Source organism: Caballeronia sp. AZ10_KS36, from assembly GCF_023631105.1.
Lineage (GTDB): Bacteria > Pseudomonadota > Gammaproteobacteria > Burkholderiales > Burkholderiaceae > Caballeronia.
Window position 1 is genome coordinate 138,739 of the sequence record NZ_JALQDQ010000033.1, and the last position, 19,847, is coordinate 158,585.

The 19,847-nt window shown below is 59.7% G+C and carries 17 protein-coding genes; 6 read left to right on the top strand and 11 right to left on the bottom strand.

What is annotated here, in order from left to right; genetic code table 11:
* Positions 1-3: 3 nt before the first annotated feature.
* The 8 genes from irlR to NCR35_RS20455 all read right to left on the bottom strand — a co-directional run bounded on the left by irlR (position 4) and on the right by NCR35_RS20455 (position 11,015).
* On the bottom strand, positions 4-681 hold the full coding sequence (gene irlR, locus NCR35_RS20420; RefSeq protein ID WP_033537012.1) for a heavy metal response regulator transcription factor IrlR: 678 nt from the start codon (positions 679-681) through the stop codon (positions 4-6).
* Positions 681-3,908 (bottom strand): efflux RND transporter permease subunit, encoded by a 3,228-nt coding sequence (locus tag NCR35_RS20425; RefSeq protein WP_033537013.1) that lies wholly within the window; start codon positions 3,906-3,908, stop codon positions 681-683. The genes irlR and NCR35_RS20425 overlap by 1 nt, the downstream gene beginning before the upstream one ends.
* A 72-nt stretch (positions 3,909-3,980) precedes the next feature.
* Positions 3,981-5,456, bottom strand: coding sequence for an efflux RND transporter periplasmic adaptor subunit (locus NCR35_RS20430; RefSeq protein WP_033537014.1), 1,476 nt, complete (start codon positions 5,454-5,456; stop codon positions 3,981-3,983).
* A gap of 10 nt (positions 5,457-5,466) precedes the next feature.
* Positions 5,467-6,786, bottom strand: coding sequence for a TolC family protein (locus tag NCR35_RS20435; RefSeq protein WP_033537035.1), 1,320 nt, complete (start codon positions 6,784-6,786; stop codon positions 5,467-5,469).
* 254 nt (positions 6,787-7,040) lie between these two features.
* Entirely contained in the window at positions 7,041-7,304 is a 264-nt protein-coding gene (locus NCR35_RS20440; RefSeq protein ID WP_033537015.1) for a DUF4148 domain-containing protein, read from the bottom strand.
* Positions 7,305-7,411: 107 nt separating this feature from the next.
* Positions 7,412-8,137: a ZIP family metal transporter gene (locus NCR35_RS20445; RefSeq protein ID WP_033537016.1), complete on the bottom strand. Its 726-nt coding sequence runs from the start codon at positions 8,135-8,137 to the stop codon at positions 7,412-7,414.
* The gene (locus NCR35_RS20450) at positions 8,134-8,514 is read right to left on the bottom strand and encodes a zinc-ribbon domain-containing protein (RefSeq protein WP_075583538.1); all 381 of its coding nucleotides are present in this window, start codon (positions 8,512-8,514) and stop codon (positions 8,134-8,136) included. Before NCR35_RS20450 ends, NCR35_RS20445 begins: the two co-directional genes overlap by 4 nt.
* A 32-nt stretch (positions 8,515-8,546) precedes the next feature.
* Positions 8,547-11,015, bottom strand: coding sequence for a heavy metal translocating P-type ATPase (locus tag NCR35_RS20455; protein WP_075583539.1), 2,469 nt, complete (start codon positions 11,013-11,015; stop codon positions 8,547-8,549).
* Positions 11,016-11,104: 89 nt separating this feature from the next.
* On the opposite strand from NCR35_RS20455, the gene cadR reads away from it, so the two are divergent.
* Positions 11,105-11,536 (top strand): Cd(II)/Pb(II)-responsive transcriptional regulator, encoded by a 432-nt coding sequence (gene cadR, locus NCR35_RS20460; protein WP_033537018.1) that lies wholly within the window; start codon positions 11,105-11,107, stop codon positions 11,534-11,536.
* A 443-nt stretch (positions 11,537-11,979) separates the two neighbouring features.
* The gene (locus NCR35_RS20465) at positions 11,980-12,183 is read left to right on the top strand and encodes a hypothetical protein (protein ID WP_144403809.1); all 204 of its coding nucleotides are present in this window, start codon (positions 11,980-11,982) and stop codon (positions 12,181-12,183) included.
* A gap of 71 nt (positions 12,184-12,254) precedes the next feature.
* Here the strand turns inward: NCR35_RS20465 and NCR35_RS20470 are convergent, their stop codons facing one another.
* From NCR35_RS20470 to NCR35_RS20480, 3 genes are all read right to left on the bottom strand, one after another.
* On the bottom strand, positions 12,255-12,776 hold the full coding sequence (locus tag NCR35_RS20470) for a hypothetical protein (RefSeq protein ID WP_033537019.1): 522 nt from the start codon (positions 12,774-12,776) through the stop codon (positions 12,255-12,257).
* A 331-nt stretch (positions 12,777-13,107) separates the two neighbouring features.
* Positions 13,108-13,737, bottom strand: coding sequence for a thioredoxin domain-containing protein (locus NCR35_RS20475; protein ID WP_033537020.1), 630 nt, complete (start codon positions 13,735-13,737; stop codon positions 13,108-13,110).
* Positions 13,734-15,245, bottom strand: coding sequence for a GspE/PulE family protein (locus tag NCR35_RS20480; RefSeq protein WP_233392127.1), 1,512 nt, complete (start codon positions 15,243-15,245; stop codon positions 13,734-13,736). The genes NCR35_RS20475 and NCR35_RS20480 overlap by 4 nt, the downstream gene beginning before the upstream one ends.
* A 144-nt stretch (positions 15,246-15,389) precedes the next feature.
* Between NCR35_RS20480 and NCR35_RS20485 the strand changes: the two genes are divergently transcribed.
* Genes NCR35_RS20485 through traN form a run of 4 tightly spaced genes read left to right on the top strand, consistent with a single transcriptional unit; the run spans position 15,390 to position 19,839 of the window.
* Positions 15,390-16,577: a hypothetical protein gene (locus NCR35_RS20485; protein WP_233392129.1), complete on the top strand. Its 1,188-nt coding sequence runs from the start codon at positions 15,390-15,392 to the stop codon at positions 16,575-16,577.
* Positions 16,578-16,589: 12 nt separating this feature from the next.
* Complete coding sequence (locus tag NCR35_RS20490; protein ID WP_029672559.1) at positions 16,590-17,138, top strand: hypothetical protein; 549 nt, start codon at positions 16,590-16,592, stop codon at positions 17,136-17,138.
* The gene (locus tag NCR35_RS20495; RefSeq protein ID WP_033537021.1) at positions 17,135-18,412 is read left to right on the top strand and encodes a hypothetical protein; all 1,278 of its coding nucleotides are present in this window, start codon (positions 17,135-17,137) and stop codon (positions 18,410-18,412) included. Before NCR35_RS20490 ends, NCR35_RS20495 begins: the two co-directional genes overlap by 4 nt.
* An 8-nt stretch (positions 18,413-18,420) precedes the next feature.
* Positions 18,421-19,839, top strand: a complete 1,419-nt coding sequence (gene traN, locus NCR35_RS20500; protein ID WP_051996573.1) for a conjugal transfer protein TraN — start codon at positions 18,421-18,423, stop codon at positions 19,837-19,839.
* Positions 19,840-19,847: the final 8 nt, after the last annotated feature.

A 19,847-nucleotide genomic window follows, 5' to 3' on the forward strand; every position in this document is an offset into this window, starting at 1 on the left:
TTCTCACTTGCCATCCCTGACTTCGAGTACGTATCCCATGCCGCGCACGGTGTGAATAAGCTTGGGCTCGTAATTGTCGTCGACTTTGGAACGAAGCCGCCTGATGGACGAGTCGACCACATTCGTATCGCTATTAAAGTTCATGTCCCAAACCTGAGAGGCGATCGTCGCGCGTGGCAGAATTTCACCCTTACGGCGCATGAGCAACCACAGCAAAGCAAATTCTTTCGCCGTCAAGAGGATCGAGCTGCCCTGTCTTAAGGCCTTCCGTTTGGTCAAATCGAGTTCAAGATCGGCCACACGGATGGTGCTCGAATCACTCGGCTGACCTCGTCGGAGAATAACCTTGATGCGAGCGGTGAGCTCCACGAAATCAAACGGCTTCGAAAGATAATCGTCGGCGCCAAGCTCGAGTCCCTTGACCCGATCGCCCACATCGTCTCGCGCCGTCAGAAAAAGCACGGGGGTCTTCTTCGTGCGACGCAGGTTTTGCAACACTGACCATCCGTCCTGGCCGGGCAGCATCACGTCCAGGATCAGAAGGTCGTAGTCTTCCGTTTCAGCCTGATACTGGCCTGATAAGCCGTCCTCAACCCAATCGACGGTGTACCCGGCCTCGGAAAGCCCCCGTTTCAGATAGAGGCCCATCTTCGCCTCGTCTTCGACAATCAGAATTCGCATTACACGTTACCTCGGGAGTGACGCATGCGCCGCTGAAGCCAGCTTGGCGCGAGAAAGCCGAAGCGCTTTTCGAACACGGCGCGCATCGATGTCGAGTGGCTCACCCGATACAGCACCGGTAAAACCAGCAAGGTCAGAGCGGTGGACGACAGAATGCCACCGATCACTACGGTCGCTAGCGGCCGCTGAACTTCCGAGCCCGTGCCGGTTGCGAAGGCCATCGGCAGGAACCCGAGCGAGGCGACGAGCGCGGTCATCAGCACAGGCCTCAGGCGAGTCAGCGCACCTTCCCTGACCGCGACGTCGAGCTCCGCCCCGCCCTCTCGCAGGCTCCGGATGAACGATATCATCACGAGGCCGTTGAGCACCGCGACGCCCGACAAGGCGATAAAGCCGACCGCCGCCGTAATCGACAACGGAATGCCGCGCAGCCAAAGCGATACGACACCGCCACTCAGTGCGAAAGGAATGCCGGTGAACACCAGCAAACCGTCCTTCACGTTGTTAAACATCACGAACAGCAGCACAAACACCATGAACAGCGCCAGGGGTACCACGAGCTTCAGCCGCTCGCTTGCGCTCTGGAGTTGTTCGAACTGGCCACCCCACGACACCCAGTAGCCGGCCGGGATTTGTACATCCTGCTGGATCTGCTGGCGTGCATCGGCCACGAACGAGCCCACATCGCGCCCGCGCACGTTCGCGCTCACCACGACGCGCCGCTTTCCGTCTTCGCGGCTGATCTGGTTCGGTCCGGGTCCGACCTCGATTGTCGCGAGTTCTGCCAGCGGAACGTACGGCGCCTGCACGACCGGCCCGCTCGCGGGCGCCAACGCCGCCGCGGGAAGCGCAATCGGCAACCGCTTGATCGCCTCAATATCCGAGCGCAGCTCGTCGGGCAGACGCACGACGATGTCAAAGCGCCGGTCGCCCTGAAACAGCGTTCCCGCTTTCTGACCACCGACCGCTGCGGCGATCGCATCCTGAATATCGGCAACCGTGACGCCGTACCGGGCCAGCTTCTCCCGCTCGAGATTGATGGTCAGCACCGGCAGGCCTGTCGTCTGCTCGACCTTCACTTCGGACGCGCCCGACACCTTGTTCAGCGCCGCCGCGATCCTCTCGCCCGTACTGTTGAGCACCGACATATCGTCGCCAAAAATCTTGACGGCCACGTCGCTACGGACGCCGGAAATCAGCTCGTTAAAACGTAGCTGGATCGGTTGCGAAAACTCATACGCGTTACCCGGCAGTTCGGCGAGAACCGTCTCGATCTCCTTGATGAGATCGTCACGCGACTTGTCAGGATCTGGCCAATCCTTCGTCGGCTTCAGCATCACATAGCCATCGGACAGATTCGGCGGCATGGGATCGGCCGCGATTTCTGCCGTGCCGGTACGCGCGAACACCCGATCGATCTCGGGAAAGCGCTGCTTGAGCGTTTTCTCGATCGTTTTCTGCATGTCGAGCGACTGAGACAGACTTGTGCCGGGAATGCGCAGCGCGGCCACGGCGAGATCGCCCTCGTTGAGGCTTGGAATGAATTCGCTACCGAGTCGGGTCGCAAGTCCCATCGTCAGTGCAACGATGACCACAGCACCGCTCAGCACGCGCTTGGGTTGCGCCATGAACCGAGTCAGCACAGGCTCATAGGCGCGCCGCGCCCAGCCCATGATGCGGTTTTCTTTCTCTTCTACACGCTCGCCAATGAATAGAGCGACCGCCGCCGGAATGAACGTCACGGTCAGCACCATCGCCGCCGCCAGGGCCATGACGACCGTGACGGCCATCGGATGGAACATTTTGCCTTCCACGCCAGTGAGCGCGAAGATCGGCAGATACACCACCATGATGATGAGCTGCCCGAAGATGAGGGCCCGCCGCGCCTCCTGCGATGCGCCGAACACTTCGGCAAACCGTTCCTCGCGCGTCAGCGGTCTGCCAAGCAGAGTTTGTGCATGCGCGAGCCGCCGCACGCAGTTTTCGACGATCACCACCGCACCATCGACGATGATGCCAAAGTCGAGCGCTCCGAGACTCATGAGGTTCGCACTCACCTTCGCGTTCACCATACCGGTGAAGGTCATCAGCATCGACAGCGGAATGACGAGCGCCGTGATGATGGCCGCGCGGATGTTGCCCAGGAAGAGGAACAGAATGACGATGACCAGCACCGCACCTTCGAGAAGGTTCTTCTTGACCGTGTCCACGGCCTTCTCGACCAGATTGGTCCGGTCATACACAGGAATGGCGCGCACGCCCTTGGGCAGCGAACGATTGACGTCGTCCATCTTGAGCGCGACGGCTTTCGATACCGCGCGGCTGTTCTCTCCCATCAGCATGAAGACCGTGCCGAGCACCACTTCTTCACCATTGGACGTCGCAGCACCCGTACGCAGTTCACGCCCCGTGTCGACCTGCGCGATGTCCTTCACGCGAACGGGCACGCCCCCCACGTTCGTCAGTACGACATTCGCCAGATCTTCCGCCGAGCGCGCCTGACCCGGCACGCGTACCAGATACTGTTCGCCGCGTTTCTCGATATAGCCCGCGCCGACATTGTCGTTGTTGCGCTCGACCGCCCGCACGACGTCTGCCAGCGTCGAGCCATACGACATGAGCTTGGTCGGGTTCGGCGCGATGCGAAACTCCTTGACGTATCCGCCGATGGAATTCACCTCAGTCACGCCCGGCACATTACGAAGCTGAGGCTTCACGACCCAGTCCTGGAGCTCGCGCAGATCCGACGACGTGTAACGCGTCCCGTCAGGCTTACGCGCAGACGGATCCGCTTCTACGGTCCAGAGATAAATTTCGCCGAGTCCTGTCGAAGTCGGGCCCATTGCAGGCGTTGCACCGGGCGGCAACTTGTCCTTTGCTTCCTGAATCCGCTCGTTGACCAGCTGACGCGCGAAGTAAATGTCCGTGCCGTCCTTGAAGATGACCGTCACTTGCGACAAGCCATATCGCGAGATCGAGCGCGTTTCCTCCAGGTTCGGCAGACCCGCCATCGCTGTCTCGACGGGATAAGTGATGCGCTGCTCCGCCTCGAGGGGCGAATAGCCTGGAGCAGAGGTGTTGATCTGCACCTGAACGTTGGTGATGTCGGGCACGGCATCGATCGGCAGCTTCTGATAGCTGTACATGCCGAAGGCGGCCACTGCAGCGACCGCGAGCATGACAAGCCAGCGGTGCGCGATCGCGAAGCGAATCAATCGCTCAAACATGGAATGGTCCTCTGATGCAGCAGGAAGCGCGCGGCGCGAAGGGCCGCGTCGTTATGTAGCGGGTTGCGCTGTTCATTCTTCTTCGGCGCTACCTTTACCGAGCTCCGCCTTCAGCACGAAGCTGTTCGCCGCAACGTACTGCTGGCCAGGGTGCAGGCCCCGGACGACTTCGGTGACCCGTTCATCACGACGACCCGTTTCGACAGCCTGAGCGACGAATCCCTTGGACGACTGGACAAACACAGACGGCGCGCCATCGACGTCCTGAAGGGCGTCGCTCGCAACGGAGATCAGCACGTCCTGCTTGCCTGCGTCGACTGAGACATTGACGAACATGCCGGGCCGCCATGCGCCGTCGGGATTTGGCAGCACGACCCGTGCGGGTGCGGTGCGCGTCTGTTCACCCAACAATGCGCCGACATAGGCGATGGGCCCGCGCGAGGTCGATTCGAACGCTGCGGCGCTCACGGTGGCTTCCCGTCCCACGCGAACGTCGTTGAGCCGCTGTGCCGGCACCGCCATTTCTGCCCAAACGCTGGAAAGGTCCGAGATCACAAAGACATTGGCGTCCGCGGTGATGGCCTCGCCCGGTGTCGCATGCTTCTCGACCACGGTCCCTGAAAAAGGCGCACGCAACTCGTACTGATTCAGGCTAGCGGAGCCCGCAGGCGCATTGATCGCGGCGAGCTTCTGGCGAGCGTTCTGCGCCGCGATCTCCGCTTCGCGCAATTGCACCTGTGCTTGCAGGAAGTCCTGCTCGGCGGACACGCGTTCTTTCCACAACGTCTGCTCCCGATCGTATGTCGTGCGCGCGGCCGACAGACGCCGCTCGGCCGTCAACAGTTCGCTGCGAAGATCCGCCAGACCGGTGCTCGCGATCACGGCAAGCACCTGCCCCTTCTTTACGTTCTGCCCGATGGACACATCCACGCGTTCGACGATCCCGGCCACGCGAGGCACGACGTGAGCTGTGCGATCCTCGTTGAACTTGATCTCGCCGGGCAACTGAAACGAGGTTGCGATCTGCGCCGGACCGACCTTGGCCAGATCGATCTTGGAGGTCTTCAGTTGCTCCTCGGACAGCACCACCGTCCCATCGGTGCGGGAATATTCGAATGAGGCATTGCGACCGCCTCCTTTGACCTCGATGATCGCATCGAACACGTGCGGTTTCGCAATGGGCTCGGTGGACGTGTATTTCTGCGCGGAATGCCTAAACTGCAACGTTTCTTTCTGCCCGTCGTAACGGGTCACGGCTGCCGAGACCACCACTTCCCTCGACAGCGGCTTGCCATCGCTCGCGGGGTAAACGATGAGACGCGAGTCACCGGGCTTCTCGGCGAGCACGACTTCGAGCGTGAGCGGGCCATTTTTCAGGAGGACGCCGCCGTGCTGTCCGGCACTGGCATTCGCCTCGCCCTGTTGAGCCTCGGCGACCGGGGGCTCGAGCGCAGGCGCTTCCTTTTTTTGCGTCATCGCGTAGGCGGCAATGATGATGCCGATCCCACCGAGAGCGGTCATGAGGAAGTATGTTCTACGGCGCGGCATGGTGATTCCTTCAGGGTAAAGTGTTCTTCGACAGCGAGACGGCGGGAAGTGGCGTGCCAACCAGGCGCCCCACTTCGGCATACGCAAGGTGAGCGTCGGTGAGCGCCTGCACGTATTGCGATTGCGCTTGGAACAGCGTGCGCTGTGCATCGAGCACATCGAGGAAAGCAAACTTGCCGAGTTCAAATCCTCTCGACATGGCGTTCAATGCATCTTTGGAGGCCGGCAGCACGTCGTCCTTGAGCCTGCGAGCCGCCTGAACCGATGTTTCGTAGTTCGCATACGCGCGGGTCAACTCCAGTTGCAGCCGCAAGCGCTCGTTATCGAAATCGGCGCTGGCTTTCTCGGCTTTGTGAGCCGCCTCTAAAAGCGCACCTTTATTCGTGTCGAAGAGAGGCAGCGGAATCGATACGCCGATGACGGCCTGATTGTCGGGAATGCCACCGGTGATGACCCGCTTCATACCGGCGCTGACCGTGATATCTGGGATGCGCTTGGCTCGCTCAACGGAGATCGCAGCGTCTGAACGCAACATTTCGGCGCGGGCCACGCGCGAGCCTGGGCTATCGTTCAATTGACTGACGAGTACCGAGAGCGGCTCAAGACTCGGCACCGACTCAATATCGCCTCCGGCTGCGCTGCCCCGCACTTGCGCGTTGCCGGTGACGGATGCCAGACGCTCGCGAGCGGTCAAGACACGCGCAGTTGCATTCGTCACTTCGATCTGGACAGCACTCGCGGCAATGCGCGCCTTGGTGGCTTCGACCGGCGAAACCTTGCCTGCGCGCGCACGCTTCTCCGCAAGATCGGCAGAGCGGGCCGCGATGTCGCCGGATTCACGCGCGACCTGCTCTTGCCGCTGCGCGGCGAGCTCTTCGTAGAACGCGGAGATGACGTCTGCCCGCAATGCCGCGCCTCTGCCGTCGAGCGCGGCGAGCGCAACCTCTCGACCATAGGACGCCACGTCCAGCCGTGCCTGACGTTTGCCGCCGAGTTCGATAAGCTGGTTCACGGTCGCCGTGCTCGTGCGCTCCGTACCACCAAACCCTTCCTGCAGAAGCGACAATTCGGGGTTGGGCCTGGCGCCGGCCTGCATCAATGCGCCGGCCGATGCGTCCGAGTCCGCCCTCGCGCCTCGCAAGAGGGGGTTGCTCTGCGCGGCAAGCCCAAGCACGTCGATCAATGAAACTTGCGGCAGATCCGTTGGTGAAACGCTCGGAGACTGCGGCAAGCCGCCCTCATCCGCAATCGGCTGAACGGGAGACGCCTGTGTGTAGTTTGATGTTGTGACCGCCAGGAGAGCCATGACGGCAAGGGTTCGCGTGAGCATGTGCGACATTGAAGGATGGGGGTGATGCGATGCTACGGTTCTATCGCAGTGCCAAGATGAGATCAAAATGAAATTTTTGTCATCTTCGGGCAAGCCACTAACCGCACAATTTCTGACTCAGTACGCTGGGTCCTCGGCTTTATGCCGTTGCAAAAAAGCGTGCGTCCCGTGGGAGAACGGGCCGCAGCAATATCGAGTTTATTTAGAACAAAGCGGTCGCAAGCTGTTGCGACCAGCATCTCACTCAAGTCGAGTTACTGGCCGGCATTCGCTTCCGAGGTTGTGGGCTTCGCGATTTCTTCAGGATGTGCCCGCAGGTACGCGTCGCGGTTCTTCTTCTTTGATGCCGCCGTGGGCGGGTACTCGCTTCGCCTGAAGGGCAGTACGCCGTCTTTATAGGCTTGCTCGAGTTCTTGACGCGTTTGCTCCCGCGTTTTCCCCTCGTTCAATGGACCTTCGTGCGCTTGCGCCAAGCCGGCCATCAACAAGGCCGTTGCAACAACAACTTTCGATTTCATCGGTGAACTCCACACTGAGCCGCATATGGCTCAACTCAGTGTGGAGTGCCGACGGTGCGTCTCAATGACGCGAAGATGAGAAAATTGTCATCTTGCCCGCAGAATGGTCATCCCGTCTTGACCGTCGCTTCAATGACGAAGAAGACGATGAAACCGACAAAGAACGCTGTGGTTGCAAGCGCAGTTTCAGCCACCTCATGCGCTTCCACGAGCAACTCCTCGGTCACCAGATAAATGAGCGCAACGGTTCCCAGCCCGAGGAGTGCCGCGTAATAGACCGAGGGTAAGTTGGCAAGTGCGCCATGGGCCGCCACAGCCGATACCGAGAGCAGTGCAGAAAGCGCAATCGGGACGACGATTGCCCAAAGGCTACGCACCCCGGAAGCGCTCAGCGCTGCGCTGACAGATAGCGCCAGAAAAAGCACTTCGAGGGTAAGCGCGATGGTTAGGATCACGCCAGTTTCCTCTCCCGCCGCGAAGGCAATTCCCAGCACAAGTCCGTCGATGATCAGGTCGACCGCAGTCACGACCACGAGGCCGGTTGGAAGCGCGGAACCTTCAAGTCGTTCTTCCAGACGGTTGCAGACCGCCTTGATGCCCAGCATCAGTCCTAAGCCCAGTGCAAACCCGATAACGACCGGCCACAGGGCATGCTTGCGGTCTTCGGGAAGCAATTCGAGCGCCGCGGCGGCGAACACGATGCCCGCCGTGAAGTGCTGGATGACGCTGGTGGTGCGTGGGCTAGGCTTGCGCGCCGACGCGATCACAGCACCTGCGGCAGCGGCGAGCACAGGTGGCAGCGTGAGGAGTGCAAGTTTAGCAGCGGGTGTCACGTGGTCACCTGTGTGCCGCACTGGCTACAAAACTTCGCGCCCGGCGCCAACGGCTGATTGCACTTCGTGCAGGCTTGCGGCGTGAGCGAGCTCGCGCACTGGCTACAAAAGCGAGCGCCTTCGGCATTGGCCGCGCCACATTTTGGGCACGTCAGGCCCGGCTGCGCTGCGGGAGCAGCGCCGGGCGTCCTGCCCCACCCTTCATTGGAAGCGCGACTGCGTTCGTCGACATACCCACCATTGTTGCCGTGGTTGCTTCCGTGATGACCGCGTCTGTCGTCGTGCGATCCACCATGCGAGCTTCCGTGCCCACGATCGTGACCTCCACTGTTGTGGCCACCGTGATGACCTCCGAATATCCTTTCAAGCCAGTTCATGGGTCATCTCCCGTTTCGGTTGAAATCTCGATTTACTTGCGAAGTAGTCGCAGTCCATTCCCCACGACCAGCAGACTCGCTCCGACGTCCGCAAATACAGCCATCCACATGGTGCCCAAGCCGCCGATGGTCAGCGCGAGAAACACGGCCTTGATCCCCAGTGCTAGTGTGATGTTCTGAACTAGAATGCTGTGCGTCGCCCTCGAAAGCCGTATGAACGTCGGAATCTTGCGCAGATCGTCATCCATCAGCGCGACGTCGGCGGTCTCGATTGCGGTATCCGTTCCCATCGCGCCCATCGCGAAGCCGATATCAGCTTGTGCAAGCGCCGGTGCATCGTTGATGCCATCGCCGACCATCCCCACCATCGACCGACCGTCCGAGAGCGTCTTCACGACTTCGAGCTTGTCTTCCGGAAGCTGATTGCCTTCCGCGCGATCGATGCCGACCTGACTCGCAATGGCCGACGCCGTGTGAGGGTTGTCGCCAGTCAGCATCGCCGTTCGAACGCCCAGTGCGTGCAACTCGGATATGGCGGCCTTGCTGCTGTCCTTCACGGTATCAGCTACCGCGAAGAGTCCGAGAACGCGAGTCTCGTCGATCAGCATCACGACCGTCTTGCCCTCCCGCTCGAGTACATCCAGTCGGGATTCGAGCTCGACCGAACAGCGACCGAGCTCCTCGACGAGCCGGTGATTGCCCAACGAGTAGCGCTGCCCATTCACGACGCCTGCGACGCCCCGGCCCGGAATCGCCTCGAACGCATCGACGCTCAGTCGAGCGACGCCGTTTGCATCACCCGCTTGCGCGATTGCCAATGAGACGGGGTGATCTGAGCGCCCCGCGAGACTCGCCGCGATGGAGCGAACCATCATGCTGTCTTGATCGACCGCGCGAAGTTCGAATTCGGTCTGAACGGGATTGCCGTGCGTGATCGTGCCGGTCTTGTCGAGCGCCAGCCAGGCAAGTTTGCGGCCCAGTTCGAGATAGGTGCCGCCCTTCACCAGAATCCCGTGGCGCGCCGCGGCGGCGAGGCCGCTGACGATCGTGACCGGCGTGGAAATGACCAACGCGCACGGGCAGGCGATCACGAGCAGCACGAGGGCCTTGTAGATCCAGTCGAACCACGCGCCCGCGAAGAACAGCGGCGGAACGACGGCAACGCCGATGGCCAACACGAAAACGATCGGCGTGTAGACGCGCGCAAACTGATCGACGAAGCGTTGTGTCGGCGCCTTGGCGCCTTGCGCCTCCTCGACCGCATGAATGATTCGTGCAAGCGTCGTGTTGTTGGCCGCCGCCGTCACCCGGTATTCGAACGAGCCAGCCTCGTTGATCGTGCCAGCGAAGACGGCGTCGCCCTGCGCCTTGTCGACCGGCAAGCTCTCGCCGGTGATCGGCGCCTGATTCACCGTCGAGCGGCCGCTCACAATTTCTCCGTCGAGTCCGATTCGCTCGCCGGGCTTCACACGCACCACGGCCCCAATGGTGACCTGCGCGGCCTCGATCTCCGCCCATGATCCATCCGCCTGTTTGACGGTCGCCTTGTCGGGAGCAAGGCGCATCAGACCTTGAATCGCATTGCGCGCGCGGTCCAGCGATTTCGCCTCGATGAGTTCCGCAATGGTGAAAAGGACCATCACCATCGCGGCCTCGGGCCACTGCCCGAGCAGCAGCGCGCCCGTCACGGCAATGCTCATCAGCGCGTTGATGTTGAGATTGCGGTTCCGAATGGCAATCCAGCCTTTCTTATAGGTTCCGAGACCGGAGCAAGCGACGGCCAGGAGCGCAAGGGCCGCTACGACCCAGACCGGCGCGCCCGCCCAACTGGCAGCCTCCGAGCCAACCGCGGCCGCACCGGCCACCGCAAGAGGCCACCAGGGCTTGCGCACCTCGGATGCGGCAGGCGAGGCACCTGGATCGCCTGCTGCGCCCGCGACCTCGGGCTTAAAGCCGAGCGTGCCGAGTGCCTTGACGATGGCGTCGAGCCCGTCCGGCCGGTGCACCACCGTCAACACGCGTTGCATCAAATTGAACTGAAGCTCAGCCACCTCGGGCATGCCGCCCAGCTTCTTGCGGATGAGCGCTTCTTCGGTCGGGCAATCCATTTGCAGGATGCGCATCTGGGTGCGGATCGAGCCGCCCACGGCAACCGCTCCGGCAAGGGCCTGGAAGGAGGTTGGCGCAGTGCCGCAGCACGAGTCGCCATGGTCGTGCGCCTCATGGGAATGTTCGCCGCCGTTGGCGTGAGCATGTGCGTGGGGATGATCGCCACCTTGGGAATGATCGTGGTCGTGGTGATCGTCCGCGCCGTGGTCGCGGTTCCCATGTGCGTGCTCGTGCTTTTGCGTCCCGCTTGACGCTTGCAAGTCAAGGGGTAGCTGCGCAGGTCCGCTGCAGCAAACCGCCTCGCCACAACCCGCTATGGGATCGTTCCCCGGTTCCCGCTTCGACTTGTCAGCGAGCGCTTGAGCGGTCGTCTTGTCTTCGCCGTGTGCCATGCTCGTATCCTTATTCTGCTGTATGCTCGCAGTACACACCTTGAAGTTGCTTCAAGGTCAAGGATTTTTTTTGAGAAGGGACGCCAAAGATGAGGATCGGGGAATTAGCGAAACTGGCGAACTGCACGACTGAGACGATTCGCTTTTACGAGAAAGAGGCGCTCCTCCCTCCGCCCGAGCGAAACGGCGCGAACTATCGTAGTTACACCGCAAGCCACGTCGATCGGCTTCGTTTCATCCGGAATTGTCGCGCGCTCGATATGACGCACGACGAAGTGCGGGCGCTGCTGGTTGCCTCCGACGACCCGTCCGGCGGTTGCGAAAACGTGAACGCGCTCGTGGATGAGCACATTGCGCACGTCGACGAACGGATTGCTGAACTCACGCATCTGCGTCAGCAATTGACGGCGTTGAGGCAGCGATGCGGCGGAGGGGCAGTCGTCGAGAACTGCGGCATTGTTCAAGGCTTGACATCGATGGACACGATCTCGCCGAAGCCCCGCACGACCCACTTGGGATAGAAACTTCGGGCATCCGCGTTCGTTTCAACGCTCAGTCTGGACGTCCTCCGCCCGCGAACTCCTCTCTGCACAAAGGCATTGCACGCTGGGGTTCCGGCCCAGGGACTTGGTACCTGCATCGCGTGTGGCCGCTGTTTCATTGCTCCGTCCGGCCACCTCGTGCCTCCTGCGCCCGCATATTGCTGAAATCGAGTCTTCGACGAGAAGGTACCCTTAGTCCGGAAACGAATTGCTAGGCTGCCCGCGACGCAAAAAGATAAACGCAAGCGCCTAAAGGGAGACAGGAAGCCTCTGATTTTAAATAGTATTTATTTGGGGGCACAAGGGAAACCCTTGTCAGATCGTGCTCGACCTAACCCGATTTTGGCGCCGAAATCAAGGCGACCCCGTAAACGGGCTTTTGTGTTAGCCTAGAGAAAAGGTTTAAAGCAGAAGAGGTGATCATGTCGATGTTAAAAAACGCGGCGGCTAAAATCCTCGAATTAGTTAAGCGCATTCCGCTCGATAATGAGGATGAAGACGGTGATTATGTCGCTGGGTCCGGTGTCGGACCGAGCGGGTTCAATCACGTCAATCCAAATGGATTTGGGCAAGGCGCGCGCGGCCCGAATAACGATTGGGGCGCACGACCCGGCCCCGGTTTTTGAAGTTTGTTAAGTGGTAGCAAGAGGGCGAGTTTCGCATGCGAAATTCGCCCTTTGCGTTTCTAGGCTGCCTCTCACCAGTCGAACGCCCCATGTGCGGACTCTGAAGGGACCTTCATGTCCGTCGCCTTCCTGATGGCATTGCGCACGGTCGAGGCCTTCAGCTTGTAGATGTCCGCAATCGCTTCCACCGACATGCCTGAGTCAAATAGCCGCACCCAAGCCTGAGTCCGTTGCTCCTGAAGGTCTTGAGCGGTCAGTCCCATCGCCTTGCGGAAACCCGCCTCGATCGCCTTCTGACCGCGCTTCTTCGCTTCCGTGTAAGAGAAATCGCGCTTCCGGTACAGGCTATTCAGCACGGACTCAGGCTTTACCTGGTACATGGAAGCCACGAGGTCAACGCTCATCCCTGCCTCAAGCAACCGTATCCATGTGTCGTACCGCGCTTCGACCACCTGTTGTGAGCTGACGCCGATGGATTTCCGGTAGTTGAACACCTGCATGTGTTTAACGCCGATGGCTTCGGCTATCTGGGTGTCGGCGACTCCCCTGCTGAGACCCTTAGTAATAAGTTTTTTCTGTTCGTCCGTCAGCATAGGTCTTCAACTTTTTTCGCCACTCTCCGGTGACAGGTCGTGCAGCACATTACAGTTTCATAACTCAAGTTGTCTCGACTCACGCGCGCAAGACCCTACCAGCGCACTTTACAACGCTGGTTTGAAATAAGAAATGGTCGAACGAAAGCGGCCTGCAAGCAAAGGTTTGCGGGGAACCAGCAAAAACGAAGCCCGCAACGCAGAGCCCGGAATCTTAACCGGACAATTATGACGGTAGCTTTGAAAACTGTTAAGAAATGTAATGTGGTAAGCGCGTATTTTCGCCCGCGCGTCTCCTTCGCGGGCGACAGATTCTGGTTCGGGCCCGCCATCAGCGAGCCATCGAGATGATGCCGTTGACCAGCTGGCTGAAGAGCTGCGCGTCCCCGTTGGTGAATTCCGGCGTGACGATGTAAGTTCCGGCAACGGAGACGGCCGGCGTATTTGTCACCTGCAGGTCCTTCTGCAGCGTCAGGAGCGCGGCCAGGTCAGTCCTGAGGGCGGCTTCGTGCTGCTTGACCAGCAGCGGTACGGAAACTGGTACGTGAGCCGCCTTCCCGATGCGGTCAATTCCGGCCCAATTCACGGTCGAGATACCGAGGTCTTGTGCTCCAATAAACGACGCCTCCATAAAATTATGGACGTACGACGGATAATATTTCTCGACGGCTAAAAAGCTTAATGCGAAGGCGAGCCCATCTCCTTTATTTACCAAAGGCGTGAATTCAAACGTTTTGGGTTTCGGCATCGTTGCTTCGAGATTTTTAAAAAACTGAAAGTAGTTTCTTGAAAACTGGCAACTCGGAGAAAAGAATACGCGGACCGTCTCCTCGTCGCCCGCAACCGGTTTTACCTGCAAATAGGGTTTGAGCTGTTCCATCCCCGCTGGAACCTGCGCGTGCCCACAGCATGCAAACGTCGCCGCGGCCGCCGCCACAATGAGTGATGCGATGCCTTTCATGCCGCCTCCTGTTCGATGACCTTGTTCAGCGCGCCAAGCGTGGCAGTCTCGATGTGTTGTTCGATCGTGGTTTTGCTGCCGCTGTCGGCGTCCAGGTGATAGGCATCGATCGCATCAGCGACCTGTACAAAATCCAGACCGTGCTGACGCGCCAGTCGAACCCGCAGGCTCGGGTGCATACGGGCGTCGGTATTGCCTTCGAGACGTTGCATGCATTCGTGCAAAGTCGACAGGTGCGCCTGCACCGCCCGTACTCCTCCGGTCGCAAGCGGCTCGAAATGGTCCTGGTCGCACGCCGCACGATAGATGGCTGACGTATCCATCCGGTCAGCCCGGATAACCTGCTTGATTTCAGGTGTTGTGACAACCGCCTCGAGTACGGCCACCTTGCCGACGACCCGCTCAGGTACGACCTCTGAGATATCGTCGCCGTACGGGATGCCGTTCGCATCGAGCCATTGCTGCTCATCGCGCGTCAGCCGGCGTTTCACCACCGGTCCCTCGTATTTGGTCAGGAGACGTTGCGCGACCACGAGTTTGAGATTCTGCGCGAGCCGGAATGCGTCCCGGCCCTTGTCCAGCGTGAGATCGAGCGCCCGGGAGAAGGTTTCAGCACTGTCGTTGGTGTGCAGCGTCGCGAGAACAATGTGACCTGTCTGCGAGGCCTGAAGTGCGATTTCCATCGTCTCCGCGTCGCGAATTTCGCCGATCAGGATGACGTCTGGGCCCGACCGAAGCATCGAGCGCAAGGCGCGCGGGAAGGTGATGTTTCCACCGATCTGCCGCTGTTTGATCGGGCCTATGCCGCGCAGTGCGATCTCAACCGGGTCTTCCGCGGTATCAATCGCTCGCGTGCCGTCGTTCAGCACCGCTAGCATGGCGTTTAGCAGTGTGGTCTTTCCCGAGCCTGTCGGCCCGGTCACCAGGATGAGGCCACTCGGTTCGTTCAATGCACGCAGGATGATGCGGTACAGCGTGTAGGAAAGACCCAGCTCCTCCAGTTTCGGCGCGCGCTGAGAATCGAGCAGGCGGCTGATGAAAGCGAAGCCGTTGTATGTCCTCGTGTACTCGACCCGGATGTCCACCCGATAGGATGGATCGTCCTCGAACGGTTTTAGCCCATGCCGCGACGCGAAAGCAGACGGCAGCACGATGTCAAAACGCGTTGAAGCGATCTCTGGCGTCGTGGCCCCCTGCGACGTGCCAGTGAGCTGGAACATTTTGGTTTCCCAATGCCGCGCTTCCTTGCCTCGGGGTTCGAACTTGAAGTTCACCATGCCGCCTGGCAGTCTCACGTGCACATGAACCGTCGGCGAGTCCCGGTGCCCTCGCCCTTCAATGTGGACGTCTTCGGCCTTACTGATAATCGCCCACACGAAAAGATTGCGAATGGCGAGTTCGATGGGCGCCTGCTCACTGCTGCCCTCGCGGATCATCATGACGCTCCGGCGTTCTTCCTCAGTCAGGTCGTCCAATCCGTCGACTTCAGGTATCTCTTCCAGCAGCATCCCGTTTCTAATTTGCATCGCTCGTTACCCCGTTGAGGTCTCTGCGCTGGACCATCTGTTGCGTACCCGCCGAGTCGCAGATTTAAATTTGAGTCCGCACGATAACTGATTATAATTAAGGTAACCTGCCCTCTCAATAGAACGATGCAGAACAAAGTTACGACCACACGGGGATGTCTCTCATTGTTTTCTGCTGCCTGTCTGGCCGCGCTGTTGCCTGGCTATTCGGCTGCTCAGATGCAGCCAACGACGCCTGAGAGCGTCAAGGGCTTCGCCGAGTCAACATTCAATTCGCCCGTCTTCAGCCAGCTCCAGTCGAACTTCCAGCGTCAAAACAGATCCGTGATCGACAGCGTGAATGACGCCGCGGTCGCACAGGCAAAAGCAATGCTGCCCAAGGCGAAGGTCCTGGGTGAGCGACTGAAATATGGAAACCACGCGGTCGTTAGCAACGACGGCGAGACGATGATCGCGTGGATGATCCAACTGACGAGCGCGTCGCCGGCGGAGCGCACGGATCTGCTTGGCAAGCTCGCGGCGTTGGCGGATCAGAACATCCCCGAAGCGTTGACGTTCGAGGGCTTCGCTGCTGAATATGGCCTGTTCGGGAATCCACAGAATGTCTCTCGCGCGCTACAGCTATATCAGGCAGCGGCCGCCCGCAATTATCAGCCAGCGATCTATAACCTCGCTGTCGCGTCGGCCTATGGAAAACTCGGGTCCCGCGCAGATTTCAATAACGCGCTTGGCTATATCGCGCGCGCCTCGTCCATCAGCCCGGACGCTTCCTATCGTGTGTGCGGGTTTGGTGCATTCCTCAGCTATCGGGTTGGCGATCGCGCGCAGGCGGCTCGTTACGCACAGTCATGCTGGTCCAGTCTGGCCGGCATTCCAAAGGCACTCTACGACGACCGCGTAACCCTGCCACAACGCGTGACCCTTCTACGCGAATCGATCGTCGCAGGCATTGACGACGGCTATCCCCTGCTCGCAAAAGTGACGCATGACGCGGGAGCCGATCCCCAATACCTTGCCTGCAAGTACATGCTGGTCGATCGCTACCGTCACAATCTCGATGGCAATACCCTGCGCGACGACGCGATCAGTTGCTACCGCCAGACCGGCAATATTGCGGCAGACCCTAAAGAGGCCCTGATCCGCTACAACACCGTAGTGCCTGGAATCGTCGGCTTTGTCCCTACCGAGATCCGCTCACTGGAAAAGGAGCGCGCATCCAACCATTTCCACTATGCGTGGAGCGTTCCTTACCTCCCCTTCCGGCAACAGGACGTTGACCAGTTCGCCCCATTTGTCAGCCATACAAGGCAATAAGGAAAAGAACCCATGAGGCTGTCACTCCCGGCTTGGTCCCTATGCGCGTTCGTGGTGATGATTTCCACCTTGGCTCGTGCAGACGAAGGACCGTCAAGCGTATTTACGCAGGCGCTTTCGAACGGCTCGGCCAGCGCGCCCCTGTCCGACGACGGCAACTTTGGCAAAGCCGTCGTCGCCATCAAGAAGCGAACCGGCGACAGCGGCCCCGTCGTTGTTTACGCGCAGCGCATTACCCGCTTCACGCAACAGCCGCTTTGTGGACGTGTCGGGTTCATCATCGGGCAGCCGAGCGCGAAAGTGATGTACTCCGATATGTCGGGGCAGTTCAACATCTGTGAAGACGGCGAGCCGCCTTTGCGCATGTGCAAGGGGCACCCCGACAAACTCGTCCCCTACAACAGCGTGTGCGCCGATGCGTCCACGCCAGTTGACACACCTGAAGTCGCTGCCGCGATTCAAGGTGCCGTCGCCGCTGGCGGCATGACCCCGGAACAGGCCGCCAAAGCGGTTAGAAGCGCCACGCCCGACGCACCCGCAGCAAAGGGGAGCCGTCAATGAAGCGCGTTATCGCCGTCCTCCTTCTCGCCTGCGGCGTTACGGCTGCTTATGCGCAAAGTGCCTCAGACGTGGCGAATGGCACAGCCTTCGCGAACTCGATCAAGCCGACTTCTCCTTCGCAGATCGTCAATCCGACCGGGGTAAGTTCGAGCACTTGGGGCAACCAGACTGGCGTATCTTCGTCGGTCCCAACAGGCCTCGGTGGCTTTTCGAATCCAAACACTGCATCGGATTCGTTGAACGCTGCGAAGAATTCAAATCTGACGGCGTTCGGACGCCAGGCTGAGTCGTACTGCGCCAGCTATACCCCCGGAAGTGACCCGTACCAGAACCAGTACTGTGCCGCCGTCAATTTCCTGAATGAACAGTGCATGACGCCGACCGGGAACCAGAAGTCAGTGCTTGGCGCGACTTCGACTCAGTTTGGCTCGTCCGCCAACTGCGCGGGCACCTACGGCGCTGGTCAAGGACAGTACAACTACGGCAATGAAGTGACGTCGTCGGACCCGATCTTTCAGGTGATAGGCAACCTGGGAAACACAGCCACGGACACGCTCACGCAAACGTGTACCTCTGACACCGTCGTTACCCAGCCCGCGCAATATGCGTACAACACCTGCACGGTGTCGACCGACGAAGAAGAAAACGCCTGCTCGCAGTATCTGAGCGCGAAGATCGTCAACACGATCAATCAGGCCATTTCAACCGAAAGCTGTCCGGGAGGCGGGAGTCTCGTCAATGGCGCTTGTCAAAACCAGTACACCTATGCGCCGACCATCACCTGTCCGGCCGGGTACATTCAGTCAGGCGCTAATCAATGTGTCCAGACCAACACGCTTGCGGCCTCGATGACCTGCCCGAGTGATACGACGCCCATGACGATCTCGGGCAACAACACGTGCATGAAGCAGTTCTCAGACGTGACCGCTTACCCTCCGACTTATGAGGGGATGGATCTCGTGACCTGTTACGCGGGGACGTGCTGGTTCCTCCCGCTCAAATCATGTCCGAGCGGATACTCGTGGGATGGCGCCCAGTGTATCCAGACCATCACCGTGGGCGCTCAGTACAACTGTCCGAGCGGCGGCTCGGTGCAGGGCCAGTCATGCGTATCGGTCACGCAAACGGCACCCACGATCACGTATAGCTGCCCATCTGGCCAGTCGCTCACTGGAACCAACTGCGTCAAGCAGACGGTTACCACGACGTGGACGGATACATGTGGCGTCTACGAACAGAGCGCCGGTTCGTCGCTCGCCACACCTACGAATTGAGAAGGCACATGACAAACTTCTCCCGCTTCCTACGGCAGGTCATTGCGCTTCTGCTGTTCACGTTCGCCTGCAACGTTCCCGTCGCCTTCGCACAAACCTACGGAGCGGGAGCATGTTCGCTTGTACCTGGCTCGCAGACATGCATCGACACCACGCCGTGCAAGACAGATTCGAACGGCCAGCAGGTTTGCCTGTCGAACGCCTCTCTGCCGTCTGGCGCACTCCAGGTGCCATACAGCTGCTGGCAGTATTCGTACAACTACGCGTGCACAGGAACAACAACCGATACCTGCGGGCAGTATCGTAGCGACCCGGCGTGCGGCGTTGTCTCAAGCGTTTGTAATGACACGATCGCCGAAACCGGCAAGTGCGATCAGTGGACGTATACGTATAAATGCCAGACCCAGGCGCAACAGACGGCACAGAACCTGAACTGCACGAGTGGCCTCTTTAACGACGGTGGGTTCCCGACCCCGCCTAACAATAACGACTCGTTCATCAAGGGTGCGCTGGGGCTCGAGATTCTTGGCGAGGGGCAAACCTATACGGACGGCAACACCATTTTCAAGGGCGTTGCCGAAAGCTGCCGCAAGGGCTACGAAGGCATCCAGAACTGCTGCAAGAGCTCGCCCGGAGCGACGTCGAACAACGTAGCGATGTCTACAGCGGTCGGCGCCGCAGGGTCGCTTGTGAAGTATGCAGGCGAGAAGGCGATCGACCTCGCTTCGCCTTACGTGTTCGATGCCATGTACACGAACGGCATCTTCACGAACGCACTGACGGAGAATTTCACGACTGCGTTTTCGCTTGATGCAGCAAACGGCGGCGGCAACCTCGGCACGAACCTCGCAGCCAATGGCTTCTCGGTCGGCGCGTTCGGCTTCACGGCTGGCTGGGGTTCGATGGGGGCCGGCCTCTTCGGCGGCAATATCGAACTCGCGACATTCGGATCTAACGGTTATCTCGCGTTCAACCCGTATGTCTTCGCCGCAATGGTCGCGATACAGGTGATCACGTCGCTTTCAAAGTGCTCGCAGGCAGAACAGTTGCTCGCACTACACAAGGGCGCGGACCTCAGCACGTTTATCGACGAGACATGTTCAAAGAAGGTGTTGGGCGCTTGCGTGCAGTACGTCGACAACTATTGTTCGTTCAACTCGCTGCTCGCCAAAATCATCAACATACAGGGTAAGACCCAGCTCGGCTTGCCGCTGGAAGGTTGTGGTGGCTTGACGCCAGCCCAGGTCAGTGCGATTGACTTCACAAAGATCGACTTCAGCGAATTCACCGCACAGATGGAGCAGCAGGCGCTGGCGAACGTGCCGAAAAACATCCCGGGCAACTACAACACGATCGAGCAGAACAGCAAGAGCGGCACCGTGCAATCCAGTAGCAACCCGGTCCTACCCACTTACTCAACCAAATAGAGCCGAAC

What these genes read in the sequence shown, in the direction of transcription:
- traN (WP_051996573.1), top strand. Translation starts at nt 18,421, where the DNA reads ATGACAAACTTCTCCCGCTTCCTACGGCAGGTCATTGCGCTTCTGCTG.
- NCR35_RS20495 (WP_033537021.1), top strand. Translation starts at nt 17,135, where the DNA reads ATGAAGCGCGTTATCGCCGTCCTCCTTCTCGCCTGCGGCGTTACGGCT.
- NCR35_RS20425 (WP_033537013.1), bottom strand. Translation starts at nt 3,908, where the DNA reads ATGTTTGAGCGATTGATTCGCTTCGCGATCGCGCACCGCTGGCTTGTC.
- NCR35_RS20455 (WP_075583539.1), bottom strand. Translation starts at nt 11,015, where the DNA reads ATGGCACACGGCGAAGACAAGACGACCGCTCAAGCGCTCGCTGACAAG.
- NCR35_RS20475 (WP_033537020.1), bottom strand. Translation starts at nt 13,737, where the DNA reads ATGAAAGGCATCGCATCACTCATTGTGGCGGCGGCCGCGGCGACGTTT.
- NCR35_RS20485 (WP_233392129.1), top strand. Translation starts at nt 15,390, where the DNA reads ATGCAGAACAAAGTTACGACCACACGGGGATGTCTCTCATTGTTTTCT.
- irlR (WP_033537012.1), bottom strand. Translation starts at nt 681, where the DNA reads ATGCGAATTCTGATTGTCGAAGACGAGGCGAAGATGGGCCTCTATCTG.
- NCR35_RS20465 (WP_144403809.1), top strand. Translation starts at nt 11,980, where the DNA reads ATGTCGATGTTAAAAAACGCGGCGGCTAAAATCCTCGAATTAGTTAAG.
- NCR35_RS20440 (WP_033537015.1), bottom strand. Translation starts at nt 7,304, where the DNA reads ATGAAATCGAAAGTTGTTGTTGCAACGGCCTTGTTGATGGCCGGCTTG.
- NCR35_RS20470 (WP_033537019.1), bottom strand. Translation starts at nt 12,776, where the DNA reads ATGCTGACGGACGAACAGAAAAAACTTATTACTAAGGGTCTCAGCAGG.
- NCR35_RS20480 (WP_233392127.1), bottom strand. Translation starts at nt 15,245, where the DNA reads ATGCTGCTGGAAGAGATACCTGAAGTCGACGGATTGGACGACCTGACT.
- NCR35_RS20430 (WP_033537014.1), bottom strand. Translation starts at nt 5,456, where the DNA reads ATGCCGCGCCGTAGAACATACTTCCTCATGACCGCTCTCGGTGGGATC.
- NCR35_RS20450 (WP_075583538.1), bottom strand. Translation starts at nt 8,514, where the DNA reads ATGAACTGGCTTGAAAGGATATTCGGAGGTCATCACGGTGGCCACAAC.
- cadR (WP_033537018.1), top strand. Translation starts at nt 11,105, where the DNA reads ATGAGGATCGGGGAATTAGCGAAACTGGCGAACTGCACGACTGAGACG.
- NCR35_RS20490 (WP_029672559.1), top strand. Translation starts at nt 16,590, where the DNA reads ATGAGGCTGTCACTCCCGGCTTGGTCCCTATGCGCGTTCGTGGTGATG.
- NCR35_RS20435 (WP_033537035.1), bottom strand. Translation starts at nt 6,786, where the DNA reads ATGCTCACGCGAACCCTTGCCGTCATGGCTCTCCTGGCGGTCACAACA.